We start from the raw sequence: 18,289 nt of genomic DNA on the forward strand, positions 1-18,289 counted from the left end.
AATGAAGCCCGCCAGATCCCTCGCCGCCGTTGCGGTCGCCGTCGCCGGCTTTGGTTTCGGCGCCTGTGCGACCGTGCATGTCGATGTGAAGCCGATCACCATCTACGCCAAGCTCGACGCCGACGTCCGCCTGCGGCTGGACGACGACGTCAAGGCGCTGATCAAGCAGAACCCGGACCTGTTCTAAGGGGCCATGACCATGAACTTGCAGAAATTCCTGATCCCCGTCGCCGCCATCGTCGGCACGCTCGTCGCCGGGTCGGCGCTGGCGTCCACCGCCAAGGTGACGGTCGACGCCGCCAAGGCCGCCGGTGTGGTGGGTGAGCAGAACGACGGCTATCTGGGCTTCGTGAAGGGCGCGGGCGACCCGGCCGTGGAGGCCGCCGTCGCCGAGATCAACGCCGGCCGCGCCCAGCTCTACCGCGGTGTCGCCGCAAAGAACGGGGTCACGCCGGAAGCCGCGGGCGCGGCGACCTACAAGAGCGTGGTCCAGCTCAAGCTTCAGCCCGGCGAGTACTATCAGACCTCTGACGGAGCCTGGGTCCGGAAGTAGCAGCTCCCTCTTCCCAACCACGCGTTGCGCGGGGTGACGTTTAGGGAAACTTGTCGCTTTGCGCAGCGATGGACGCTCCGATAGACAGGGACGTTCGCGGAGTGGCCAGGATCGGCCCCGCGAAGGTCGGAGGGGAGATGGCTGAACGAAACGTCGCCCGGTCGACGGACCGCTTCGAGAAGAAGCGCGACGCCATCCTCGACGCCTCGACGGTCATCCTCAACACCCAGGGGGTGAAGGGCCTGACCCTCGGCGTCGCCGCCGCGGCCGTGGGGCTCTCCACCACCAGCGTCACCTATTATTTCAAGCGCAAGGACGACCTGGCCGCCGCCTGCCTGATGCGTGGGATCGACTGGCTGACCCAGGCCGCTGAGACGGCCTTGGCGGAGAAGACCCCCACCGAGCGCCTGCGCAAGCTGCTGGAGCTCTATCTGGAGCGGGTCCGCCAGGGGGCCATCGGGGCTGCGCCGCCCCTGCCGGTGTTGTCGGACATCCGGGCGCTGAACAATCCGCGCCGCGCCGAGGTGTTCGACGCCTTCATGAAGCTGTTCCGCAAGGTGCGGAACCTGTTCGACACCCCGGAGCTGGCCTGGCTGGGCCGGGGCCGCCGCACGGCGCGCACCCATATGCTGCTGGAGCAGCTGTTCTGGGCCGGCGCCTGGCTGCCCAAGTACGACGCCGAGGACTATGACCGCATCTGCGACCGCATGTTCGACATCCTCACGGGCGGCCTGGCCGTGGCGGGCGCGGAGTGGGCCCCGGCCCCCGCGCCGCTCGCTGAACTGGCGGCGCCCCAAAGCGGCGAGCTGGGGCTGGAGACCTTCCTGCTGGCGGCCACGCGGCTGATCAACAGCCGGGGCTACAAGGGCGCCTCGGTGGACAAGATCTCCGCCGAGCTGAACGTCACCAAGGGCAGCTTCTACCACCACCACGACGCCAAGGATGACCTGGTGGTGGCCTGTTTCGACCGTACCTTCGAGGTGATGCGCCGGGTGCAGCGCCTGGCCATGGGCCTGCCGGGCGACCAGTGGTCCAAGCTCTCCAGCGCAGCGGCCGCGCTCGCCGAATATCAGCTCTCCGAATACGGCCCGCTGCTGCGCACCTCGGCGCTCTCGGCCCTGCCAGAGGCCATGCGCGATGAGCAGGTGGCCCACTCCAATCGGGTCTCCGACCGCTTCGCCTCGATGATCTCCGACGGCATCGCCGAGGGGTCGATCCGGCCGGTTGATCCTTTCATCGCCGCCCAGATGCTCAACGCCACCCTAAACGCCGGGGCCGAGCTGGCCTTCTGGGTGCCGGGCGTAACCCAGAAGGCCGCCCCCTCGGTCTTCGCCCGGCCGATGCTGATGGGTATCTTTGCTCGCTAGCTGAGCGTGATAGCCGGAAGTGGCTGCCGGTTCCGGCGCCCGTCACGCGACAAACAAAGACTCTAGAGCCTGATCCGTTGAGGTGGAATCGCTTCGCGATTCCGCCGATGTGGTGAATCAGGCTCCAGATTTAAGCGAGAGCATGATTCACGCTTCAGCCGGGACCGCGACGCGGTTCCGTCTAAAACGATCAGGCTCTAGGACAGCTTGCCGGTTTGCGACGCCGGCTCGCCCTCGTTCACCAGGTCTGCCGCCGCCGCCAGCTGGCGCAGGGATTCGGCGTGGCTCTCGCGGGTGATGCGATAGCCGCTCATGAAGGTCACGCAGAGGCCGTAGAGCACGATCAGCACCGGCACATAGATCATCCCCAGCCGGGCGATGACCGCGGGGTCGACCTCGCCGGGCTTGGCGCCCTGCGGGAAGGCCGCAGCCTTCAGCAGCATGGCCGAGGTGAAGATGCCGATGCCGGTCACCGCCTTGGCCACGAAGGCCGAGGCGGCGAAGAACAGGCCCTCGGACCGGCGGCCGGTCTTGAGTTCGCTATCCTCCACCACGTCGGCGATCATCGAGGAGGTCAGGATGTTGGCGGTGATGGTGGCGCCGGTGGAGACCACGTTCTGCAGGAAGATGATCGGGAAGAGCAGGGCGCTGCCGTTCTCGGGGAACAGACCCATCAGCCTCAGGACGATCGGGGTGCAGCCTACCGCGACGCCGATCAGCAGCAGGGTCATGGCCGAGCGCTTCTTGCCGAACTTCTGCGAGAACATCGGCGCCGCGGCGAAGGCGAACAGGGCCGCCGTCAGGCTGGCGAAGGTGAAGAGCGCGATCTGGGCTGAGCTGAACTCCCAGAAGAAGGTCGTGAAATAGAGGCTGATGGAGAGCGTCAGGCCGCCGGCCATGGCCCCGAACAGGTTGGCCACCAGGATGCGCAGGAACGAGCGGTGGGACAGGGTGCCCACCATTTCGCGCGCCAGGGTCGGCAGGTTGAGCTTGCGGTGCGGGGCCTCGCGCAGGAACGGGATCTGGCCGTGGGTGCCCACCGCCGAGATCAGTATGGCGCCGAGCATCAGCAGGGCCGCGGCGACGCCGTAGTGGGCGTAGCCCTCGACATTCAGCTGGCCGACCTTGTGCGCGGCGTCGGGCGTCAGGAAGACCTTCAGGGCGGCGAAGTACATCACCAGGCCGCCGATCCAGCCGAACAGGAAGCGGTAGCTGAGCAGCTTGGTGCGCTCGTCGTAGCCGGTGGTCAGCTCGGCGGCCAAGGCCGAGGAGGGGATCTCGTAGCAGGTGATGAAGCTGCGGATCAGGATCGCCGTGCCGATCAGATAGAAGAACAGGCCCTGGTGATCCAGCGACTTGGGTGGGCTCCAGAGCAGCAGGTAGGAGACCGCCACCGGGATGGCGGCGGCGTACATGAAGGGATGCCGGCGACCCCACTTTGAGCGGAAGTTGTCCGAGGCCTGGCCGACGATGGGGTCCAGGAAGGCGTCGACGAACAGGGCGACCATGATCGCCAGGCCCACCGTCTCGGCTGGAAGGCCCATGACCTGATTGTAGAAGATCAGCAGGAAGTAGGAGAAGCCGTTGTCCTTCACCCCAAAGGCGACGGACCCGAAGCCGTAGAACAGCTTGGTGGGCAGGCTCAACTGGCGGCCGGTTTGAGCTTCTGGTATGACTTGCGTCACTGTGTTTCCCCCGGCTTTCGTTTTCTTTTGCAAACCTAGCCCGCTTTCCGCGCGCCGTCTTGGCCGTCAGCCGCCGCCGGCGCCGTCGACGACCGGATGGGCGTCCTCGATACGGGCCCGCTCAGCCAGGGCGGCGGCTTCCTGCAGGGTGGCGACGTTGGAAGCGTGCAGGTCCTCGTCGATCTTGTAGGGCAGCAGGACGGCGATGGAGAGCAGGCTCATGCCGGTGTTGATCGGCAGGAAGATCAGCGCCAGACGACGCATGATCTCCGGATCCACCGTGCCGGCCGCCGCATGGGTGGGGAAGGCCACCACGGTCAGCAGCACACCCGACAGGAAGACCCCGATACCGCCGGTGAACTTCGGCAGCAAGCCATTGGCGGCCAGCAGCAGGCCCTCCGAGCGCACGCCGGTCTTCACCGCGGCGTCCTCCACCACGTCGGCGATCATCGAGGAGATGATGATGAAGCCGGAGATGGCGAGCGTGGTGGCGATGAAATAGTCCACCAGCAGCAGGGTCAGGACCATGCCGGTGTCGGTGGGCGCCAGGTTCAGCAACTTCAGGGACAGTGGCACGGCCGAGGTGAAGACCGAGACCGTGAACAGGCCGATCATCGCCCGCTTCTTGCCCCAGATCCGCGCGGCGGGGCCGGCCACCATCACGCCGGACACCGAGGCCAGGACGCCGGCCATGGAGATGTAGGAGATCGAGGCGGCGCTGACCCCCCAGAGTTCGATGTAGAAATACTGGCTGAGCGCGCCCGACAGGCCGCCGGCGACGCCGGAGCAGAGGCCCGAGATCATCACCACGACGAGGGACCGGTTGCTGATGGTGCCGAGGATCTCCTTGGCCACCTGGCTGAGCGGGACCTTACGGACCGGTGGCTGGTAGAGGTCCTTGATGTGCCGGTGGGTGCCGAACGCCGAGACCAGGATGGAGACCGCCATCACACAGGCCGCCAGGATGCCGAAGTCGGCGTAGCCTTGCTTGTTGAGGATGCCGCCCGCCGCCGGCGACAGGAAGACCTGGTACAGAACCACGTTCATTCCCAGCCCCCCCACGACCCCGAAGAAGAAGCGGTAGCTGAACAGGCTGGTACGCTGGTGGTAGTCGCTGGTCAGCTCGGGGGCGAGGGCCGAGGAGGGGATCTCGTAGAGGCTGACGCACAGGCGCAGCAGCACCAGCATGCCGATCACGAAGATCCCCGTCGTGGTGACGGGCCAGGTGGAGGGCGAATTCCAGAAGGCGATGCAGGCCACCGCGATCAAAGGCGCCGAGGCGTACATCAGCGGATGGCGCCGGCCCCACTTGGTGCGCAGCTTGTCGGACCACTGGCCGATGGCCGGATCGATCACCGCGTCCAGCATCAGGGTCAGCATGATCGCCGTCCCCACCCAGATGGCGGGCAGGCCGATGACCCGGTTCAGATAGGGCTGCAGCAGAGTGGCCGAGAGACCCAGGACCGAGACGCCGACGGCGATTGAGCCGACCCCATAGGAGAGCTTGGTGGAGACGCTGAGTTTCGGCGGGGCTGGTGGCTGCGATGGGTCTTGCGACAAGGGCGACTCGTGAGCTGAGGGCGCGGGTCCTGCCGCAAGGGAATCCAACGGGCTTGGCTGTCTGACTCTAGCTTCCTGGGGCGATCCGACCCTCGGCTCCGGACTGGGCGGCCAGGACGGCGGCGTCCTTGAGTTTCTCCAGGTTGGACTCATGGACCGCCTTGTCGATCTTGAAGGCGAACAGGCAGAGGATGGCGACTCCAAACATCAGGGCCGCAGTCGGCAGGTAGATCATGGCCAGCTCCCGGAGGATCGCCGGATCGACTTCCCCGCGCTTGGCGTTTGTCGGGAAGTTCACGAAAGCCAGCAGGCTGCCGGAGATCAGCACCCCCATCCCCGAGACGATCTTCTTGAACAGGTTGTCGGCCGAGAACAGCAGGCCCTCGGAGCGGCGACCCGTCTTGACCTCCGAGTCCTCCACCACGTCGGCGATCATCGAGGATAGCAGCACCCCGGTGATGGTCGCCATGGTGGTGCTGAACAACGTCTCGATCGTCAGGAAGCGGAACATGTTTTCCGACCCCGGGGCGGGCGCCAGGTGCATCAAGGACAGGGTCAACGGCATCACGCTGGTGGTCAGGGCGCCGATGAACATCGCGATGGCGGCGTGTTTCTTACCGAGCCAGGCGCCGGCGCGGGGCGCGAGCGCCACACCGGCAAGACTGGCGACAACGCCGACCGCGGTCAGGATCGAGAGCTGCGTCTGGCTAAGGAGGAAGAAGTAGAGAGCGAAATAGATATCCAGGGCGTTCTTCAGCCCAAAGGCGATGGCGATGAACATCCCGGCCACCGTAGCCACCAGGAAAGAGTGGTTGTTGAGGGTGCTGGCGACCTCCCGCGCCATCTGCCCAAGCGCGATTTTGCGGACCGGGGGCTGCCGCAGATAGGGGATCTGTTTGAAGGTCCCGGTGGTGGAGATCAGGATGACGAAGAAGATGACGGTGGAGGCGAACAGCGAATAGCCGAAATAGCCGGCGCGTTCGGTGATGCCGCCGCTGCCGTCGGGGTTCTCCTTCATGAACACCTGGTAGACCAGCAGGGTCATGCCCAGTCCGCCGAACACGCCGAACATCCCGCGCAGGGCGATCAGGGTCGTGCGCCCGTTGTAGTCCTCGGACAGTTCAGGGGCGAGGGCGGAGGACGGCAGTTCGAAGAAGGTGTCGAACAGCCGGATCACCAGCAGGCAGGCCAGCATATAGGCGAACAGCTCCCCCTGACTCCAGCCCGAGGGGGGGTTCCAGATGAGGAAGAAGGCCAGGCTCACCGGCAGGGCGGCGGCATACATGAAGGGGTGGCGGCGGCCCCAGGGCGATCGGAAATTGTCGGAGATCTGGCCCACCAGCGGGTCGCAGAATGCGTCGAAGATCAGGGCGATGAAGATGGCTGTGGAGACCATCTGGGGCGGCAGGCCCACCACCTGATTGTAGAAGATCAGCAGGAAGGTCGAGAGTCCCCGCGCCTTGATGGCGTTGGCCACGGAACCAAGGCCGTAAAGTAGCTTTGTGCTCAATCCGACCGGGGGCCGCGCCCCCCCCGGAAGGCCCTGCGCCTTAGGCGCAGCAGAGCCGAGATCCACCATGTTCCCCCCCGCCGCTGGCGACGCCGCGGCCTGTTATCACCTTGTTGGAATGAACCGTGCGGGAGGCCCGCCATGCCGTCAACGGCTTTGATCTTTCAGGTCCGACACAATGTAAGCCTTTACCCGCCAAGGGGTTGACGGGAATCTTCCCGCCGCTTGTGCGACGTCTGCAGCCCCGTCGGCGGCCCGTCAGTCTTCGAAGAACGGGTTTGCGCCCACGCGGGGCGCGGGTCATGCTTCGCGGCGGGGATCGCTGATCCGGCCCTTGGGGAAGAGCACATGGACCGCCTTAAAAACAAGATCGCCGTCATCACCGGCGGCTGCTCCGGCATCGGCCTGGGGACGGTGGAGCTGTTCGTGCGCGAGGGCGCCAAGGTCATGGTGGGCGACATCAACGACGCGGCGGGCGCGGCGTTGACAGCCCGGTTCGAGGGACAGGTCGCCTACCGTCACTGCGACGTGATGCAGGAGAGCCAGATCGAGGGCCTTATGGCCGCCTGCGCCGAGACCTTCGGCGGCCTGGATATCCTGTTCAACAACGCCGGAGCCGGGGGCTCGCCCGCGCGGCTGGAGGACATGACCGGCGAGGCCTGGGACCTCAGCCAGAACCTGCTGTTGCGCTCGGTGGCGCTGGGCATGCGCTACGCCCTGCCGCACATGAAGGCCCGCGGCGGCGGGGCCATCGTCAACACCGCCTCCATCGCCGGCACCCAGGCCGGGGCCGGGCCCATCGCCTATTCGGTGGCCAAGGCCGGCGTCATCCACCTGACCAAGGTGGCTGCCGCCGAACTGGCCCGCGACGGGGTGCGGGTCAACGCCATCTGTCCCGGTCTGATCCTCACCAACATCTTCACCCCCAGCAGCGTGATCCCGGCCGGCATGGCCACCATGATCAAGCAGGGCATGGCCCAGACCGCCCCGGACGCCCAGCCCATCGCCAAGCCGGGCCTGCCGGAGGACATCGCCAACGCCGCCCTGTTCTTCGCCAGCGATGAGAGCGCCTTCGTCACAGGTGTCAGCATGTTGGTGGACGGCGGCATGCACGTCGGGCCGCGCAACGCCTGGGACCCGGCCCTGCGCGCGGAGCGAATGGCCCAGATGGAGGCCCGCCGCGCGGCGTTCGAGGCCGCCGAGGCCGAGGACGCTCAGCAGGGGTAGCTATGCATCCTCCTCTCCCACAAGTGGGAGAGGAGGTGACGCGGCTACGCCGTCAGCATCACCTTGCCGACGTGGGCCCCGCCTTCGAGGTGGGCGTGGGCCTTGCCGGCCTCGGCGAGCGGGAAAACAGCGTCGATCTGTGGCTTGAGCTTGCCGGCCTCGACCCAGGGCCAGACGGTGGCCTCGACGGCCGCCGCCAGCCGGGCCTTTTCGTCGGAGCTGCGGGGCCGCAGGGTGGAGCCGGTGACGGTGGCCCGCTTCATCATCAACTTGCCGATGGGCAGGGGGACCTCGCCGCCGCCCAGGCTGGCGATAAACACGATGCGGCCGCCGGTCTTCAGCGCGTCCAGGCCCTTGGCGAAATAGTCGCCGCCGACCATGTCGAGGATGACGTCGACGCCGCCCTCGCGCTTGGCGACCTCGGCGAAGTCTTCAGCTGTGGTGTCCACCACCACGTCGGCGCCCAGAGCCTTGGCCTGGGCGGCCTTGTCCGCGCCGCGGGCCGTGGCGATCACCTTGGCGCCGGCGGCCTTGGCCATCTGGATCGCCGTGGTGCCGATGCCCGAGGTCGCGCCATGCACCATGAAGGTCTCGCCGGCCTTAAGACTTCCGTGCTCGAACACATTGGCGAAGACGGTGAACACCGTTTCCGGCAGGGCCGCGGCCTCCAGCAGGGACAGGCCCTTGGGGATGGGCAGGGCGTGGCGGGCGTCGGCCACCGCATATTCGGCATAGCCGCCGCCGCCCAGCAGGGCGGTGACCTGGTCGCCGGCCTGCCAGCGGCCCGCGCCGGTGACCACCTCGCCGGAGACCTCCAGGCCCATGGTGTCGGGAGAGCCGGGCGGAGGCGGATAGAAGCCCATGCGCTGAATCAGGTCGGGGCGGTTGACCCCGGCGTGGGCCACCTTGATCAGGATCTGTCCGGGACCGGCCTCCGGGCGGGGAATCTGCACCGCCTTCATGTCGGCCGCGGAGCCCTTGCCGCCCTCGACAGCGATCGCGGTCATGTCCGTCTGGCTCATCTCTGGCCTCCCTGGTCTTGCGTACGGGTGTCGTTGGGGGTTCAGATAGGCGCAGAAACAGAACCGGCAAAGGGAGGTTCTCCATGGAGGAACCCGCAGAGGTTCGGATCGGCCGTGGCCAACGGCTGACGGAAGCGGTCCGCGAGGACCTGGAGCTCTACGGCGTCGCCGAGCTCGAGGAGCGTATCGAGATGCTGCAGGCTGAGATCGCCCGCTGCCAGGCGCAGATTGAGAAGAAGAAGGCGGGCCGGCAAGCCGCCGATGCTCTGTTCGGATCGCCTCCCGATTAGGGGGCGGTTAGGGCCTGGTTAGGCATAAGGGAGCGTATCTGTCGCACACGGGGCGGGTTTGGCACGGCGGTTGCAGCAGCTAGGACCAAACGGCGCATCTGGGCGCGGACGAATTTAAGTCGGGGACTTTGTGGTCATGAGCGATGGAAACCTGCCGGCGGCAGCCTGGCGCGCGGACGTCATCCAGGATTTCGCGCGTTCCGAGCTGTTCGACCGCACCTTCCAGGAGGGCATGGACCTCGTCGAGGAGACCGCCGGCTATCTGGACGGCTCCGGGCGTCAGGAATCCAAGCTGCTCTCCCGCAACGCGGCGCTGGCCTATGCCGCCGAGAGCATGCGGCTCACCACCCGGCTGATGCAGGTGGCCTCCTGGCTGCTGGTGCAGCGGGCCGTGCGTGAGGGCGATATGCCCCCGGAAGGCGCCTGCGACGAACGCTATCGCCTAGGGGCCGAGGATGTCTGCCGTCCGGGCCACGACACCGCCGAGGACCTGCCCAGCGGCCTGCTGCTGCTGCTGGACCGCTCCGAGCGCCTCTATGAGCGGGTGCGCCACCTGGACCGCCGCATGTACATCGAAGACACCGACGTCGAGACGCCGAACCCGGTGCAGTCCCAATTCGACCGCCTGCGGACCGCCTTCGGGGGCTAACACCCGAGGCGGCGACGCCAGACATTCAGACAGCAAAAAACGCCGCGTGATCCACGCGGCGTTTTTCTTGGTCGCAATGCGCGCGGCCCGAAGGCCGCAGGCGACTACTTGCGGGTGAAGGCGCCGAACTTGGCGTTGAAGCGCGAGACGCGGCCGCCACGGTCCAGCAGCTGCTGATTGCCGCCGGTCCAGGCCGGGTGCGTCTTCGGATCGATGTCCAGATTGAGGGTCGCGCCCTCTTTCCCGTAGGTGGAGCGCGTCTGGTAGGTGGTGCCGTCGACCATCACCACATTGATGAAGTGGTAGTCGGGGTGGGTGTCTTGTTTCATCGCGCGGGCATCCGACGTAAAGGAGCGGCCATAGAATAATCGCTCCGCCGAGACCGGCGGATCGAACCGAGCCGCGCCTATACAGGAAAAGGCGGGGCGAGAGCAAGGGCGCGGGTTTTCATGAGTGATTTTGGGTCTGAGCCGGCTGTCGAGGGCCGACCGACCGTGGGTGCGTCTCTCGCCCAGGATATCTCCGACGCCGCCGCGCAGCGCGCCAAGAGCCGCAACATCAAGCCGCTGGCCGCGCTGACACCTTTCCTGAAGGCCCACCTTGGCGATGTCGGCCTGGCCGGGGTGTTCCTGGTCACGGCGGCCGCCTCCACCTTGGGACTGTCGGGCGCCGTCCGCCTGCTGGTGGACCACCTGACCAAGGCCCGCACCAACGCCGCATCCGTGGACCAGTGGTTCTGGCTGCTGGGGGTGGTGGCCGTGGCCTTGGCCGTCTCCTCGGCCCTGCGCTACTTCTTCGTCACCAAGCTGGGGGAGCGGATCGTGGCGGATCTGCGCAAGGCGACCTACGCCCATATCCTCACCCTCGACCCCGCCTTCTTCCTGCATATGCGCACCGGCGAGGTGCTGTCGCGCCTGACCACCGACATCCAGATCGTCGAGAGCCTGATCGGGACCTCGATCTCGGTGGCCCTGCGCAATGTGCTGATGCTGATCGGCGCCCTGATCCTGATGGTCGTCGTCAGTCCGCACCTGACCGGCATGGTGGTGGTGCTGATCCCGGTGGTTCTGGCGCCGCTGTTCCTGTTCGGACGCAAGGTGCGCCAGCTGACCGCCTCCACCCAGGACCAGTTCGCCCAGGCCGTCGGCCATGCCGGCGAGACCCTGGACGCGCTGGAGACCGTCCAGGCCTTCGGGCGCGAGGCCGCCGGGGCCAAGGTGTTCGGCGGGGCCGTGGAGGCTTCCTTCCAGACCTCGCTGCGCCGCATGACGGCGCGGGCGGGCATGATCGCCGCCGTGATCACCCTGGTGTTCGGTGGGGTGGTGGGGATTTTCTGGTTCGGCGTCCATGCGGGCCTGCGGGGCGAGATGAGCTGGGGCGCGCTCTTCCAGTTCGCCTTCCTGTCGGTTATGGCGGCGGGCTCGGTGGGGGCGCTCGGCGAGACCTGGGGCGACGTCCAGAAGGCCGCGGGCGCCATGGAGCGGATCACCGACCTGTTGGCCGCCCGGCCGGGGATCGCCGCGCCTGCCGTGCCCAAGCACCTGCCGGCGCCGGCGCGCGGCGAGATCGAGTTCTCCAACATTACGTTCGCCTATCCCGGCCGCGCCGACCTCCCGGCCCTTCAGGGCTTCGACCTCCGGGTGGCCCCCGGTGAGCGGGTGGCCCTGGTGGGTCCCTCCGGCGCGGGGAAGAGCACCGTCTTCCGCCTGCTGCTGCGCTTCTATGATCCCCAGTTCGGCTCGGTGAAGGTGGACGGCGTCGACGTCCGCGAGGCTGATCCCGCCGAGGTCCGCGCCCGCATGGCCCTGGTGGCCCAGGACTCGCCGCTGTTCTCCGGCTCGGCCCTGGAGAACATCCGCTTCGGCAATGCGACCGCCGATCTGGACACGGTCCGCGCCGCGGCCCGTGCGGCCCAGGCGCAGGACTTCCTCGACGCCCTGCCCCAGGGTTTCGACACCCCACTCGGGGAACGGGCCCGCAGCCTGTCGGGCGGTCAGCGGCAGCGTCTGGCCATTGCGCGGGCCCTGATCCGCGAAACCCCCATCCTGCTGCTGGACGAGGCCACCAGCGCGCTCGACGCCGAGAACGAGCGCCTGGTCCAGAAGGCCCTGGAAGAGGCCATGGTGGGCCACACGACGCTGGTCATCGCCCACCGCCTGGCCACGGTGCTGAAGGCCGACCGCATCATCGTCATGGACAAGGGCCGTGTGGTCGAACAGGGCAGCCACCACGAGCTGATCAGCAAGAGCGGCCTCTATGCGCGCCTGGCGTCCCTGCAGTTCGGGGACGCGGCGGCCTAGCCCCGCGCCTTCACAGCCAACCCCGGGAAGTCGCTGAACAGGCCGTCGATGCCGGTGGCGAACAGGGCCTTGTAGACGGCCTCGACGTCGCCGTGGGCGGCGGGGTCGGTTCCGCGCCACAGCTTTTCCGGCAGGAAGCGGTTCTCGGCGCGCACGGTCCAGGGGTGGACCGCCAGGCCCGCGGCATGGGCGTCGGCCACCAGGCTGGTGGCGGGGCCAAGGGCGCCCTCGACGGTGGGGATCACCAGCGACCAGTCGGGGCCCACGCCGTCGGCATAGGTCGCCATCTCCTTGAGGCCCGCCGCCGTCACCAGCGCCTTGGCGTCGCCCCCCACCAGCCGCACGCGGCGCGCCGAGGACAGCTTGGCGAAGGTCTTCAGCGGTGCGGTCTCGAAGCACTGGACGAAGACCGGGGCGCTGCGGCTGTTCAGGCCGTTGGCCTTCAGAGCGTCGGCCAGGCGCGGCTCGATGACCAGGCCCAGGCCCGCCAGATAGGTCGGGTGCTTCATCTCGGGATAGACGCCGATGGTTCGGCCCACCCGCTTGGATTCCGATTTCGCCAGGTCCATCACTTCCTGGAAGGTGGCGATGGCCTCGCGGCCGTCGAAGGCGGCGCTGATGGGACGCAGGGCCGGGAGGCGCTCGCGGGCCCGCAGGGTCTTCAGTTCGGCCAGGGTGAAGTCCTCGGCGAACCAGCCCTCCACGCCCTCGCCGTCGACGACCTTGGTGGCCTTGCGCGCGGCGAACTCAGGCCGCGACGCCACGTCGGTGGTCCCGGCGATCTCATTCTCGTGGCGGACCACCAGCACGCCGTCCTTGGTGAGCACCAGGTCGGGTTCGATGAAGTCGGCCCCCTCGTCCACCGCCAGGCGATAGGCCGCAGGCGTGTGCTCGGGCCGCTCGCCGCTGGCGCCGCGATGGGCGATGATCAGGGGGCGTTTGGCGCCGGCCGCCCACACAGGGGTGGCGGAAAGCGCGGCGGCGGCGGCGGCGAACGTCCGGCGAGTCAGGGTCATGACTCCGATCTAACCGGCGCCTGTGACGGTTACGTCAAGCCGCCGCGCGAAGCCGCTGCTGGATCAGCGGATGCAGTTCCAGGTTCGAGGCGCAGATGCTGCCGGCGGTCAGCATGTCCTCGCCGCCGTCGGCGGTGGTCACCTTGCCGCCGGCTTCGCTCACCAGCAACAGGCCCGCCGCCAGGTCCCAGGGCTTCAGGTCGCGCTCCCAGTAGCCGTCGAAGCGGCCCGCCGCCACGAAGGCCAGGTCCAGGGCCGCCGCGCCGAACCGGCGCACACCGGCCACCCGCTGGCTGATCTGGTGCAGTTCCTTCAGGAAGGTGGCGTGCTGGCCGTGGCCCAGGAAGGGGATGCCGGTGGCCAGAACGCTCTCGTTGAGGTGCTGGCGGGCGGCGACGCGCAGGCGCTTGTCGTTGACGAAGCAGCCCTTGCCCTTTTCGGCCCAGAACAGCTCGTTGGTGATGGGGTTGTAGGTCACCGCCGCCACGATCGCGCCCTCGCGCTGCAGGGCGATGTTGATGGCGAAGTGGGGGATGGCATGCAGGAAGTTGGTGGTGCCGTCCAGCGGGTCGACGATCCAGGTGTGGGTCTTGTCGGTGCCCTCGATCAGGCCGCGTTCCTCGCCGAGGAAGCTGTATCCGGGGCGGGCCTTGGACAGCATCTCGAAGATGGTCTGCTCGGCCTTGAGGTCGGCGGCGGAGACGAAGTCGGCGGCCCCCTTCTTGGAGACCTGCAGCTCCAGCAGTTCGCCGAAGTCGCGGTTGAGGCCACGGGCCGCCTTGCGGGCGGCGTCGGACATGACCTTCAGGAGGGCGGTTTGGGTGGACATCAGTCGGCCCTGCGCAGGTATTCGCCGGTCTCGGTGGAGACCAGGACGCGTTCGCCGGCCTCCATATAGGGCGGGATCAGGATGCGCATGCCGTTGTCCGCCTTGGCCGGCTTATAGGAGGAGGACGCCGTCTGGTTCTTCACCACGGCGTCGGCCTCGACGATGACGAGCACCACATGCTCAGGCAGGGCGATGCTGATGGGGCGCTCCTCGAACAGCTGCAGCTTCACGACCATGCCGTCCTGCAGGAAACGGACCTGGTCGTCGCCAACGAAGTCCTTGGCCAGCTCGATCTGCTCGTAGGTCTCCTGGTCCATGAAGACCAGCATGTCGCCCTGTTCGTAGAGGAAGGAATACTCCTTCTGATCGAGGTGGATCTGCTCGACCGTGTCGGAGGTCCGGAAGCGCTCGTTGAGCTTGCGGCCGTCCTCGATGTTCTTCAGCTCGCACTGGGCGAAGGCGCCGCCCTTGCCGGGCTTGACGTGCACGACCTTCACGGCCACCCACAGTCCCCCGTCATGCTGCAGGATATTTCCCGGCTTGATCGAGACGGCGTTGATTTTGGACATGGGGTTCTTTGCGAAATTTGAGGCGCGGAACCTAGTGGGAGCGGGGCTTTAAGGCAAGGAAAGGCCTCAAACCCGCTCCGCCAGTCCGAGGGCGATCTGGTCGTTGATCGCCTTTACGGCGGCGGCCGCGCCTTCCGGGTGGGCCCAGACCCCGGCCGAGACCGCCAGGAAGTCGGCGCCGGCGGCGGCCAGGCTGCGCGCGGTCTCCGCTGTGATGCCGCCGATGGCGACGCAAGGGACCTCCATCACCTCCTGCCAGATCGACAGGATCTCGGGCTCGGCGCGGGTGGCTGCGTCCTTGGTGGTGGTGGGGAAGAAGGCGCCGAAGGCCACATAGTCGGCCCCGGCCTCGGCGGCCTCCATGGCCAGGTGGCGGCTGTCGTGACAGGTCACCCCGATCATGGCGTCGAGGCCCATGATCTTGCGCGCCTGCGCCATGGGCATGTCGTCCTGGCCCACATGTACCCCGTCGCACTTCAGCTTGGCGGCCAGCACCGGATCGTCGTTGAGGATCACCGCCGCGCCCCGCGACTGGATGATGGGCGACAGGGCATCCACCGCCGCGGCGATGATGTCTTCCGGCTGGTCCTTCAGCCGGATCTGCACCGCGGCCACGTCCCCGGCGTCCATGGCGGCGGCCAAGATCCGCCCAAAGGCGGCCAGGTCGTCGATGCGGGGCGGGGTGATCAGGTAGAGGCGGCAGGACGGGGTCATGGCCCGCTTTTAGCCCATCCGTCGCTGGGGTCTAATAGCTCGGCAGCAGGGCCTTCATCCCATAGGCGACGATCGCCACGACGAGCGTGCTGGCCAACGCGATGCCCGCGAACCAAGCCAAGCGCTTCCAGACCGGGGCCAGCGGCGCGTCGGGTTCGGGCGGGGGTTCAATGATAGCCGGCATCGGCGGTGACCTTGCCGCGGAAGATCCAGTAGACCCAGATCGAATAGGCCAGGATCGCCGGCAGCACGAAGGCGGTCACCCACAGCATGAAGCCCAGCGCGTTCTCGGCGTTGGCCGCCTGGCGGAAGGTCATCCCGTAGGGGACGATGTTGGGGAAGAAGCCGGCTGCGAGGCCTGCGTAGCCCGACAGGAAGACCAGCAGCGCCCCGGCGAAAGGCAAGCCGTGCGCCTTCCGCATCAGGCCTGCGGCCACAATGGCCAGGCCCGCCAGGCCCAGCAGCGGGATGGGGCTGAGCGGCAGGAAGGTCGAGAGATCGAAGGCCTGCCCGGTGAAGCCCCAGCGCACGGCGATCTTCGGGTGCACGAGCAGGGTCGCCAGGCTGACCGCCGCCAGTAGGGCGGCCACCACAGGCCCGGCGATCCAGGCCCAGCGGCGGGCCTTGCCGTGCAGTTCGGTCTCGGTCCGCCAGACCAGCCAGGTGGCGCCCAGAAGCGCGTAACCGGCCACGATCCCGGCCGCCACCAGCACCGTATAGGGCGTCAACCAGTCCCAGGGCCCGCCGGCGAAGGCGTTATTCTTCATGGTCACGCCCTGGATGAAGCCCCCCAGCACGAACCCCTGGGCCACCGCCGCGGTGATCGAACCGCCGGCGAAGGCCGCCGTCCAGAAGGCGCGGCCCCGCACCCGTCCCCGGGCCCTGAACTCAAAGGCCACGCCCCGCATCACCAGGCCCAGCAGCATCAGCATGATCGGGCCATAGAGGGCGGGCAGGACCACTGCATAGGCCTTGGGGAAGGCGGCGAACAGGCCGCCGCCGCCCATGACCAGCCAGGTCTCGTTGCCGTCCCAGATGGGGGCGATCGAGTCGACCATCACGTCGCGCTCGGCCTCGCTGGCGAAGGGGAACAGGATGCCGACCCCCAGGTCGAAGCCGTCCAGCATCACGTAGAGCAGCACCGCCGTGGCGATGATTCCGGCCCAGATCAGCGGCAGGTCGAGGGTCATCCTGGGTCCTCCGGCATGGCGGCCAGGGCCGAGCCCGGGGCGCGGTCGTCGTCCACCGGCTCAAGCGATCCAGCCAACGGCCCTTCGCCCATCAGCCGCAGGATGTAGAGCACGCCGACGCTGAAGATGATGGCGTAGACGGTCAGGAAGCCCAGCAGGGACAGCGACACCTGCCCGGCCTGAAGCGGCGAGGCGGCGTCTGCGGTGCGCAGGACGCCGTAGATCACCCAGGGCTGGCGGCCCACCTCGGCCACCATCCAGCCGGCGATCACCGCCACGAAGCCGGCCGGGCCCATGGCGACGGCGGCCCTCAGATAGAGCCGTGATCGCTCGGGCGCGGACTTCCAGGTGAGCCAGGCGCCCCAGAACCCCAGACCGATCATGGCCACGCCAAGGCCCACCATCACCCGGAAGGCCCAGAAGACCAGGGCGACGGGCGGACGGTCACGGGGTTCGAAGGATTTCAGGCCCCGAATCTCAGCCTTAGTGCTGCCGCCGGTGATCAAGCTGCCCAGCTTGGGCACGGAGATTTCCCATCGATTGCCGGCGATCTCGCGGTCGGGCCAGGCGGCGATGTGGAAGGGCTGTTCGGCCCGGGTATCCCAGAAGGCCTCGATGGCCGCCAGCTTGGCCGGCTGCAGCTGCCCCACGCTCTTGCCCGAGATGTCGCCCACCAGCAGCTGAAGCGGGGCGACGATGGCGAACATGCCGATGGCCATCCGCAGGCTCATCTTCGATTCCGGCTCCTCGGCGTCCTTCAGCAGCCGCCAGGCCGAGGCCGCCCCGATCACCAAAGCGGTGGTGAGATAGGCCGCCAGCGTCATGTGGGCGAAGCGGGCGGGGAAGCTGGGGGAGAACACCACCTTGAACCAGTCCACCGCGATCAGGTCGCCATTGGGCAGGGTCGTGAACCCGGTCGGGTGTTGCATCCAGCTGTTGGCCGAAACGATCCAGAAAGCCGAAATCAGGGTACCGATGGCCACAAGAACGGTGGCGGTGAAGTGCAGGGTGGGTCCCACCTTCTTCCAGCCGAACAGCATGATGCCGAGGAAGCTGGCCTCCAGGAAGAAGGCTGTCAGCACCTCGAAGGCCAGCAGCGGACCGATCACCGGGGCGGCGACGGCCGAGAAGACGCTCCAGTTGGCGCCGATCTCGTAGCTCAGCACCACGCCGGTCACGACGCCCATGCCGAAGGAGATGGCGAAGATCTTCAGCCAGAACAGGTAGAGGGTCTTGAACACCTCGTTCTTGGTGACCAGCCACATCCCCTCCAGCACCGCCAGATAGCTGGCCAGCCCAATGGTGAAGCTTGGGAAGATGATGTGGAATGCGATCGTGAAGGCGAACTGCAGCCGCGACAGCAAGAGAGCGTCGACGTCCATGGCGTTCGGGACCTCTTCAGTCTCCGATCACTTGGGTTGATCGGGGTGGCACTCTCATCCCACGGAACGTGTGACGCCAAGCGCTGGTATGAGCGACAAACCGTCGCGGTCCTACAGGCGACTTGGCCGACTTGTTGCTAATGAGTTGCAACGGCGTTCTCATTTGCTACATATGACTCGTAGGTCGGAGGGAAGTCCCCTTGTACGTCTGTAACTGTAACGGCATCCGTGAGCGCGACGTCCGCGCCGCGATAGACGGCGGCGCCCAGCGTCCGGCCGAAATCTTCCGTGCCTGCGGGTCCAAGCCCCAGTGCGCGCGCTGCGTCTGCGACATGAAGAAGATGGTCGAGGAGCAGGGCGAGGCCCTGCGCTACGCGGCCGAATAGCCCGTTTTCAGCCCCGCGAATGCGAGGCTGAATCACTTGC

At 67.4% G+C, this 18,289-nt stretch carries 20 protein-coding genes; 8 read left to right on the forward strand and 12 right to left on the reverse strand.

Annotated elements, in window-relative coordinates:
* The first annotated feature begins 1 nt into the window (after position 1).
* The 3 genes from JKL49_RS19185 (at position 2) to JKL49_RS19195 (ending at position 1,920) form a co-directional block, all read left to right on the forward strand.
* Complete coding sequence (locus tag JKL49_RS19185; protein WP_215343043.1) at positions 2-187, forward strand: YnbE family lipoprotein; 186 nt, start codon at positions 2-4, stop codon at positions 185-187.
* 12 nt (positions 188-199) lie between these two features.
* A complete protein-coding gene (locus tag JKL49_RS19190; RefSeq protein WP_215343044.1) occupies positions 200-553 on the forward strand; it encodes a YdbL family probable chaperone protein in 354 nt (117 codons plus the stop codon).
* Between the two features lie 137 nt (positions 554-690).
* On the forward strand, positions 691-1,920 hold the full coding sequence (locus JKL49_RS19195; RefSeq protein ID WP_215343045.1) for a TetR/AcrR family transcriptional regulator: 1,230 nt from the start codon (positions 691-693) through the stop codon (positions 1,918-1,920).
* Positions 1,921-2,117: 197 nt separating this feature from the next.
* Here the strand turns inward: JKL49_RS19195 and JKL49_RS19200 are convergent, their stop codons facing one another.
* From JKL49_RS19200 to JKL49_RS19210, 3 genes are all read right to left on the reverse strand, one after another.
* Entirely contained in the window at positions 2,118-3,605 is a 1,488-nt protein-coding gene (locus tag JKL49_RS19200) for an MFS transporter (protein WP_215343046.1), read from the reverse strand.
* Positions 3,606-3,671: 66 nt separating this feature from the next.
* Positions 3,672-5,165: an MFS transporter gene (locus tag JKL49_RS19205; RefSeq protein WP_215343047.1), complete on the reverse strand. Its 1,494-nt coding sequence runs from the start codon at positions 5,163-5,165 to the stop codon at positions 3,672-3,674.
* 67 nt (positions 5,166-5,232) lie between these two features.
* Entirely contained in the window at positions 5,233-6,744 is a 1,512-nt protein-coding gene (locus tag JKL49_RS19210; protein WP_249778351.1) for an MFS transporter, read from the reverse strand.
* A 279-nt stretch (positions 6,745-7,023) separates the two neighbouring features.
* Here JKL49_RS19210 and JKL49_RS19215 point away from each other — a divergent pair, with 279 nt between their 5' ends.
* Positions 7,024-7,902, forward strand: a complete 879-nt coding sequence (locus tag JKL49_RS19215; protein ID WP_215343049.1) for an SDR family NAD(P)-dependent oxidoreductase — start codon at positions 7,024-7,026, stop codon at positions 7,900-7,902.
* 44 nt (positions 7,903-7,946) lie between these two features.
* Here JKL49_RS19215 and JKL49_RS19220 read toward each other — a convergent pair whose 3' ends face one another.
* Positions 7,947-8,924, reverse strand: a complete 978-nt coding sequence (locus JKL49_RS19220; protein WP_215343050.1) for an NAD(P)H-quinone oxidoreductase — start codon at positions 8,922-8,924, stop codon at positions 7,947-7,949.
* 83 nt (positions 8,925-9,007) lie between these two features.
* Between JKL49_RS19220 and JKL49_RS19225 the strand changes: the two genes are divergently transcribed.
* Positions 9,008-9,214: a DUF1192 domain-containing protein gene (locus JKL49_RS19225; protein WP_215343051.1), complete on the forward strand. Its 207-nt coding sequence runs from the start codon at positions 9,008-9,010 to the stop codon at positions 9,212-9,214.
* Positions 9,215-9,350: 136 nt separating this feature from the next.
* Positions 9,351-9,863: a protease adaptor protein RcdA gene (rcdA, locus tag JKL49_RS19230; RefSeq protein WP_215343052.1), complete on the forward strand. Its 513-nt coding sequence runs from the start codon at positions 9,351-9,353 to the stop codon at positions 9,861-9,863.
* Between the two features lie 104 nt (positions 9,864-9,967).
* On the opposite strand, the gene rpmE is transcribed toward rcdA, so the two are convergent.
* Positions 9,968-10,192 carry a 50S ribosomal protein L31 gene (gene rpmE / locus JKL49_RS19235; RefSeq protein WP_215343053.1) on the reverse strand — a complete coding sequence of 75 codons (225 nt, stop codon included), beginning with the start codon at positions 10,190-10,192 and terminating at the stop codon, positions 9,968-9,970.
* A gap of 120 nt (positions 10,193-10,312) precedes the next feature.
* Here rpmE and JKL49_RS19240 point away from each other — a divergent pair, with 120 nt between their 5' ends.
* On the forward strand, positions 10,313-12,163 hold the full coding sequence (locus JKL49_RS19240; RefSeq protein WP_215343054.1) for an ABC transporter transmembrane domain-containing protein: 1,851 nt from the start codon (positions 10,313-10,315) through the stop codon (positions 12,161-12,163).
* On the opposite strand, the gene JKL49_RS19245 is transcribed toward JKL49_RS19240, so the two are convergent.
* The 7 genes from JKL49_RS19245 to JKL49_RS19275 form a co-directional block, all read right to left on the reverse strand.
* On the reverse strand, positions 12,160-13,179 hold the full coding sequence (locus JKL49_RS19245) for a glycerophosphodiester phosphodiesterase (RefSeq protein ID WP_215343055.1): 1,020 nt from the start codon (positions 13,177-13,179) through the stop codon (positions 12,160-12,162). The genes JKL49_RS19240 and JKL49_RS19245 overlap by 4 nt on opposite strands.
* Positions 13,180-13,213: 34 nt before the next feature.
* Positions 13,214-14,008, reverse strand: a complete 795-nt coding sequence (locus JKL49_RS19250; RefSeq protein WP_215343056.1) for an inositol monophosphatase family protein — start codon at positions 14,006-14,008, stop codon at positions 13,214-13,216.
* Positions 14,008-14,577, reverse strand: a complete 570-nt coding sequence (efp, locus tag JKL49_RS19255; protein ID WP_215343057.1) for an elongation factor P — start codon at positions 14,575-14,577, stop codon at positions 14,008-14,010. The genes JKL49_RS19250 and efp overlap by 1 nt, the downstream gene beginning before the upstream one ends.
* A gap of 66 nt (positions 14,578-14,643) precedes the next feature.
* On the reverse strand, positions 14,644-15,291 hold the full coding sequence (gene thiE, locus JKL49_RS19260) for a thiamine phosphate synthase (protein WP_215343058.1): 648 nt from the start codon (positions 15,289-15,291) through the stop codon (positions 14,644-14,646).
* 31 nt (positions 15,292-15,322) lie between these two features.
* Positions 15,323-15,475 (reverse strand): hypothetical protein, encoded by a 153-nt coding sequence (locus tag JKL49_RS19265; RefSeq protein ID WP_215343059.1) that lies wholly within the window; start codon positions 15,473-15,475, stop codon positions 15,323-15,325.
* Positions 15,459-16,481: a cytochrome d ubiquinol oxidase subunit II gene (gene cydB / locus JKL49_RS19270; protein ID WP_215343060.1), complete on the reverse strand. Its 1,023-nt coding sequence runs from the start codon at positions 16,479-16,481 to the stop codon at positions 15,459-15,461. The genes JKL49_RS19265 and cydB overlap by 17 nt, the downstream gene beginning before the upstream one ends.
* Positions 16,478-17,863 (reverse strand): cytochrome ubiquinol oxidase subunit I, encoded by a 1,386-nt coding sequence (locus JKL49_RS19275; RefSeq protein ID WP_215343061.1) that lies wholly within the window; start codon positions 17,861-17,863, stop codon positions 16,478-16,480. The genes cydB and JKL49_RS19275 overlap by 4 nt, the downstream gene beginning before the upstream one ends.
* Positions 17,864-18,063: 200 nt before the next feature.
* Here JKL49_RS19275 and JKL49_RS19280 point away from each other — a divergent pair, with 200 nt between their 5' ends.
* Complete coding sequence (locus JKL49_RS19280) at positions 18,064-18,249, forward strand: (2Fe-2S)-binding protein (RefSeq protein WP_215343062.1); 186 nt, start codon at positions 18,064-18,066, stop codon at positions 18,247-18,249.
* Positions 18,250-18,289: the final 40 nt, after the last annotated feature.

The organism is Phenylobacterium glaciei, assembly GCF_016772415.1.
Classification (GTDB): Bacteria; Pseudomonadota; Alphaproteobacteria; order Caulobacterales; family Caulobacteraceae; genus Phenylobacterium; species Phenylobacterium glaciei.

Coding starts and splice junctions, on each gene's coding strand:
- JKL49_RS19195 (WP_215343045.1), top strand. CDS start 691: ATGGCTGAACGAAACGTCGCCCGGTCGACGGACCGCTTCGAGAAGAAG.
- JKL49_RS19215 (WP_215343049.1), top strand. CDS start 7,024: ATGGACCGCCTTAAAAACAAGATCGCCGTCATCACCGGCGGCTGCTCC.
- JKL49_RS19185 (WP_215343043.1), top strand. CDS start 2: ATGAAGCCCGCCAGATCCCTCGCCGCCGTTGCGGTCGCCGTCGCCGGC.
- cydB (WP_215343060.1), bottom strand. CDS start 16,481: ATGACCCTCGACCTGCCGCTGATCTGGGCCGGAATCATCGCCACGGCG.
- JKL49_RS19220 (WP_215343050.1), bottom strand. CDS start 8,924: ATGAGCCAGACGGACATGACCGCGATCGCTGTCGAGGGCGGCAAGGGC.
- efp (WP_215343057.1), bottom strand. CDS start 14,577: ATGTCCAAAATCAACGCCGTCTCGATCAAGCCGGGAAATATCCTGCAG.
- rcdA (WP_215343052.1), top strand. CDS start 9,351: ATGAGCGATGGAAACCTGCCGGCGGCAGCCTGGCGCGCGGACGTCATC.
- JKL49_RS19240 (WP_215343054.1), top strand. CDS start 10,313: ATGAGTGATTTTGGGTCTGAGCCGGCTGTCGAGGGCCGACCGACCGTG.
- JKL49_RS19265 (WP_215343059.1), bottom strand. CDS start 15,475: ATGCCGGCTATCATTGAACCCCCGCCCGAACCCGACGCGCCGCTGGCC.
- JKL49_RS19210 (WP_249778351.1), bottom strand. CDS start 6,744: ATGGTGGATCTCGGCTCTGCTGCGCCTAAGGCGCAGGGCCTTCCGGGG.
- thiE (WP_215343058.1), bottom strand. CDS start 15,291: ATGACCCCGTCCTGCCGCCTCTACCTGATCACCCCGCCCCGCATCGAC.
- JKL49_RS19225 (WP_215343051.1), top strand. CDS start 9,008: ATGGAGGAACCCGCAGAGGTTCGGATCGGCCGTGGCCAACGGCTGACG.
- JKL49_RS19245 (WP_215343055.1), bottom strand. CDS start 13,179: ATGACCCTGACTCGCCGGACGTTCGCCGCCGCCGCCGCCGCGCTTTCC.
- rpmE (WP_215343053.1), bottom strand. CDS start 10,192: ATGAAACAAGACACCCACCCCGACTACCACTTCATCAATGTGGTGATG.
- JKL49_RS19190 (WP_215343044.1), top strand. CDS start 200: ATGAACTTGCAGAAATTCCTGATCCCCGTCGCCGCCATCGTCGGCACG.
- JKL49_RS19275 (WP_215343061.1), bottom strand. CDS start 17,863: ATGGACGTCGACGCTCTCTTGCTGTCGCGGCTGCAGTTCGCCTTCACG.
- JKL49_RS19250 (WP_215343056.1), bottom strand. CDS start 14,008: ATGTCCACCCAAACCGCCCTCCTGAAGGTCATGTCCGACGCCGCCCGC.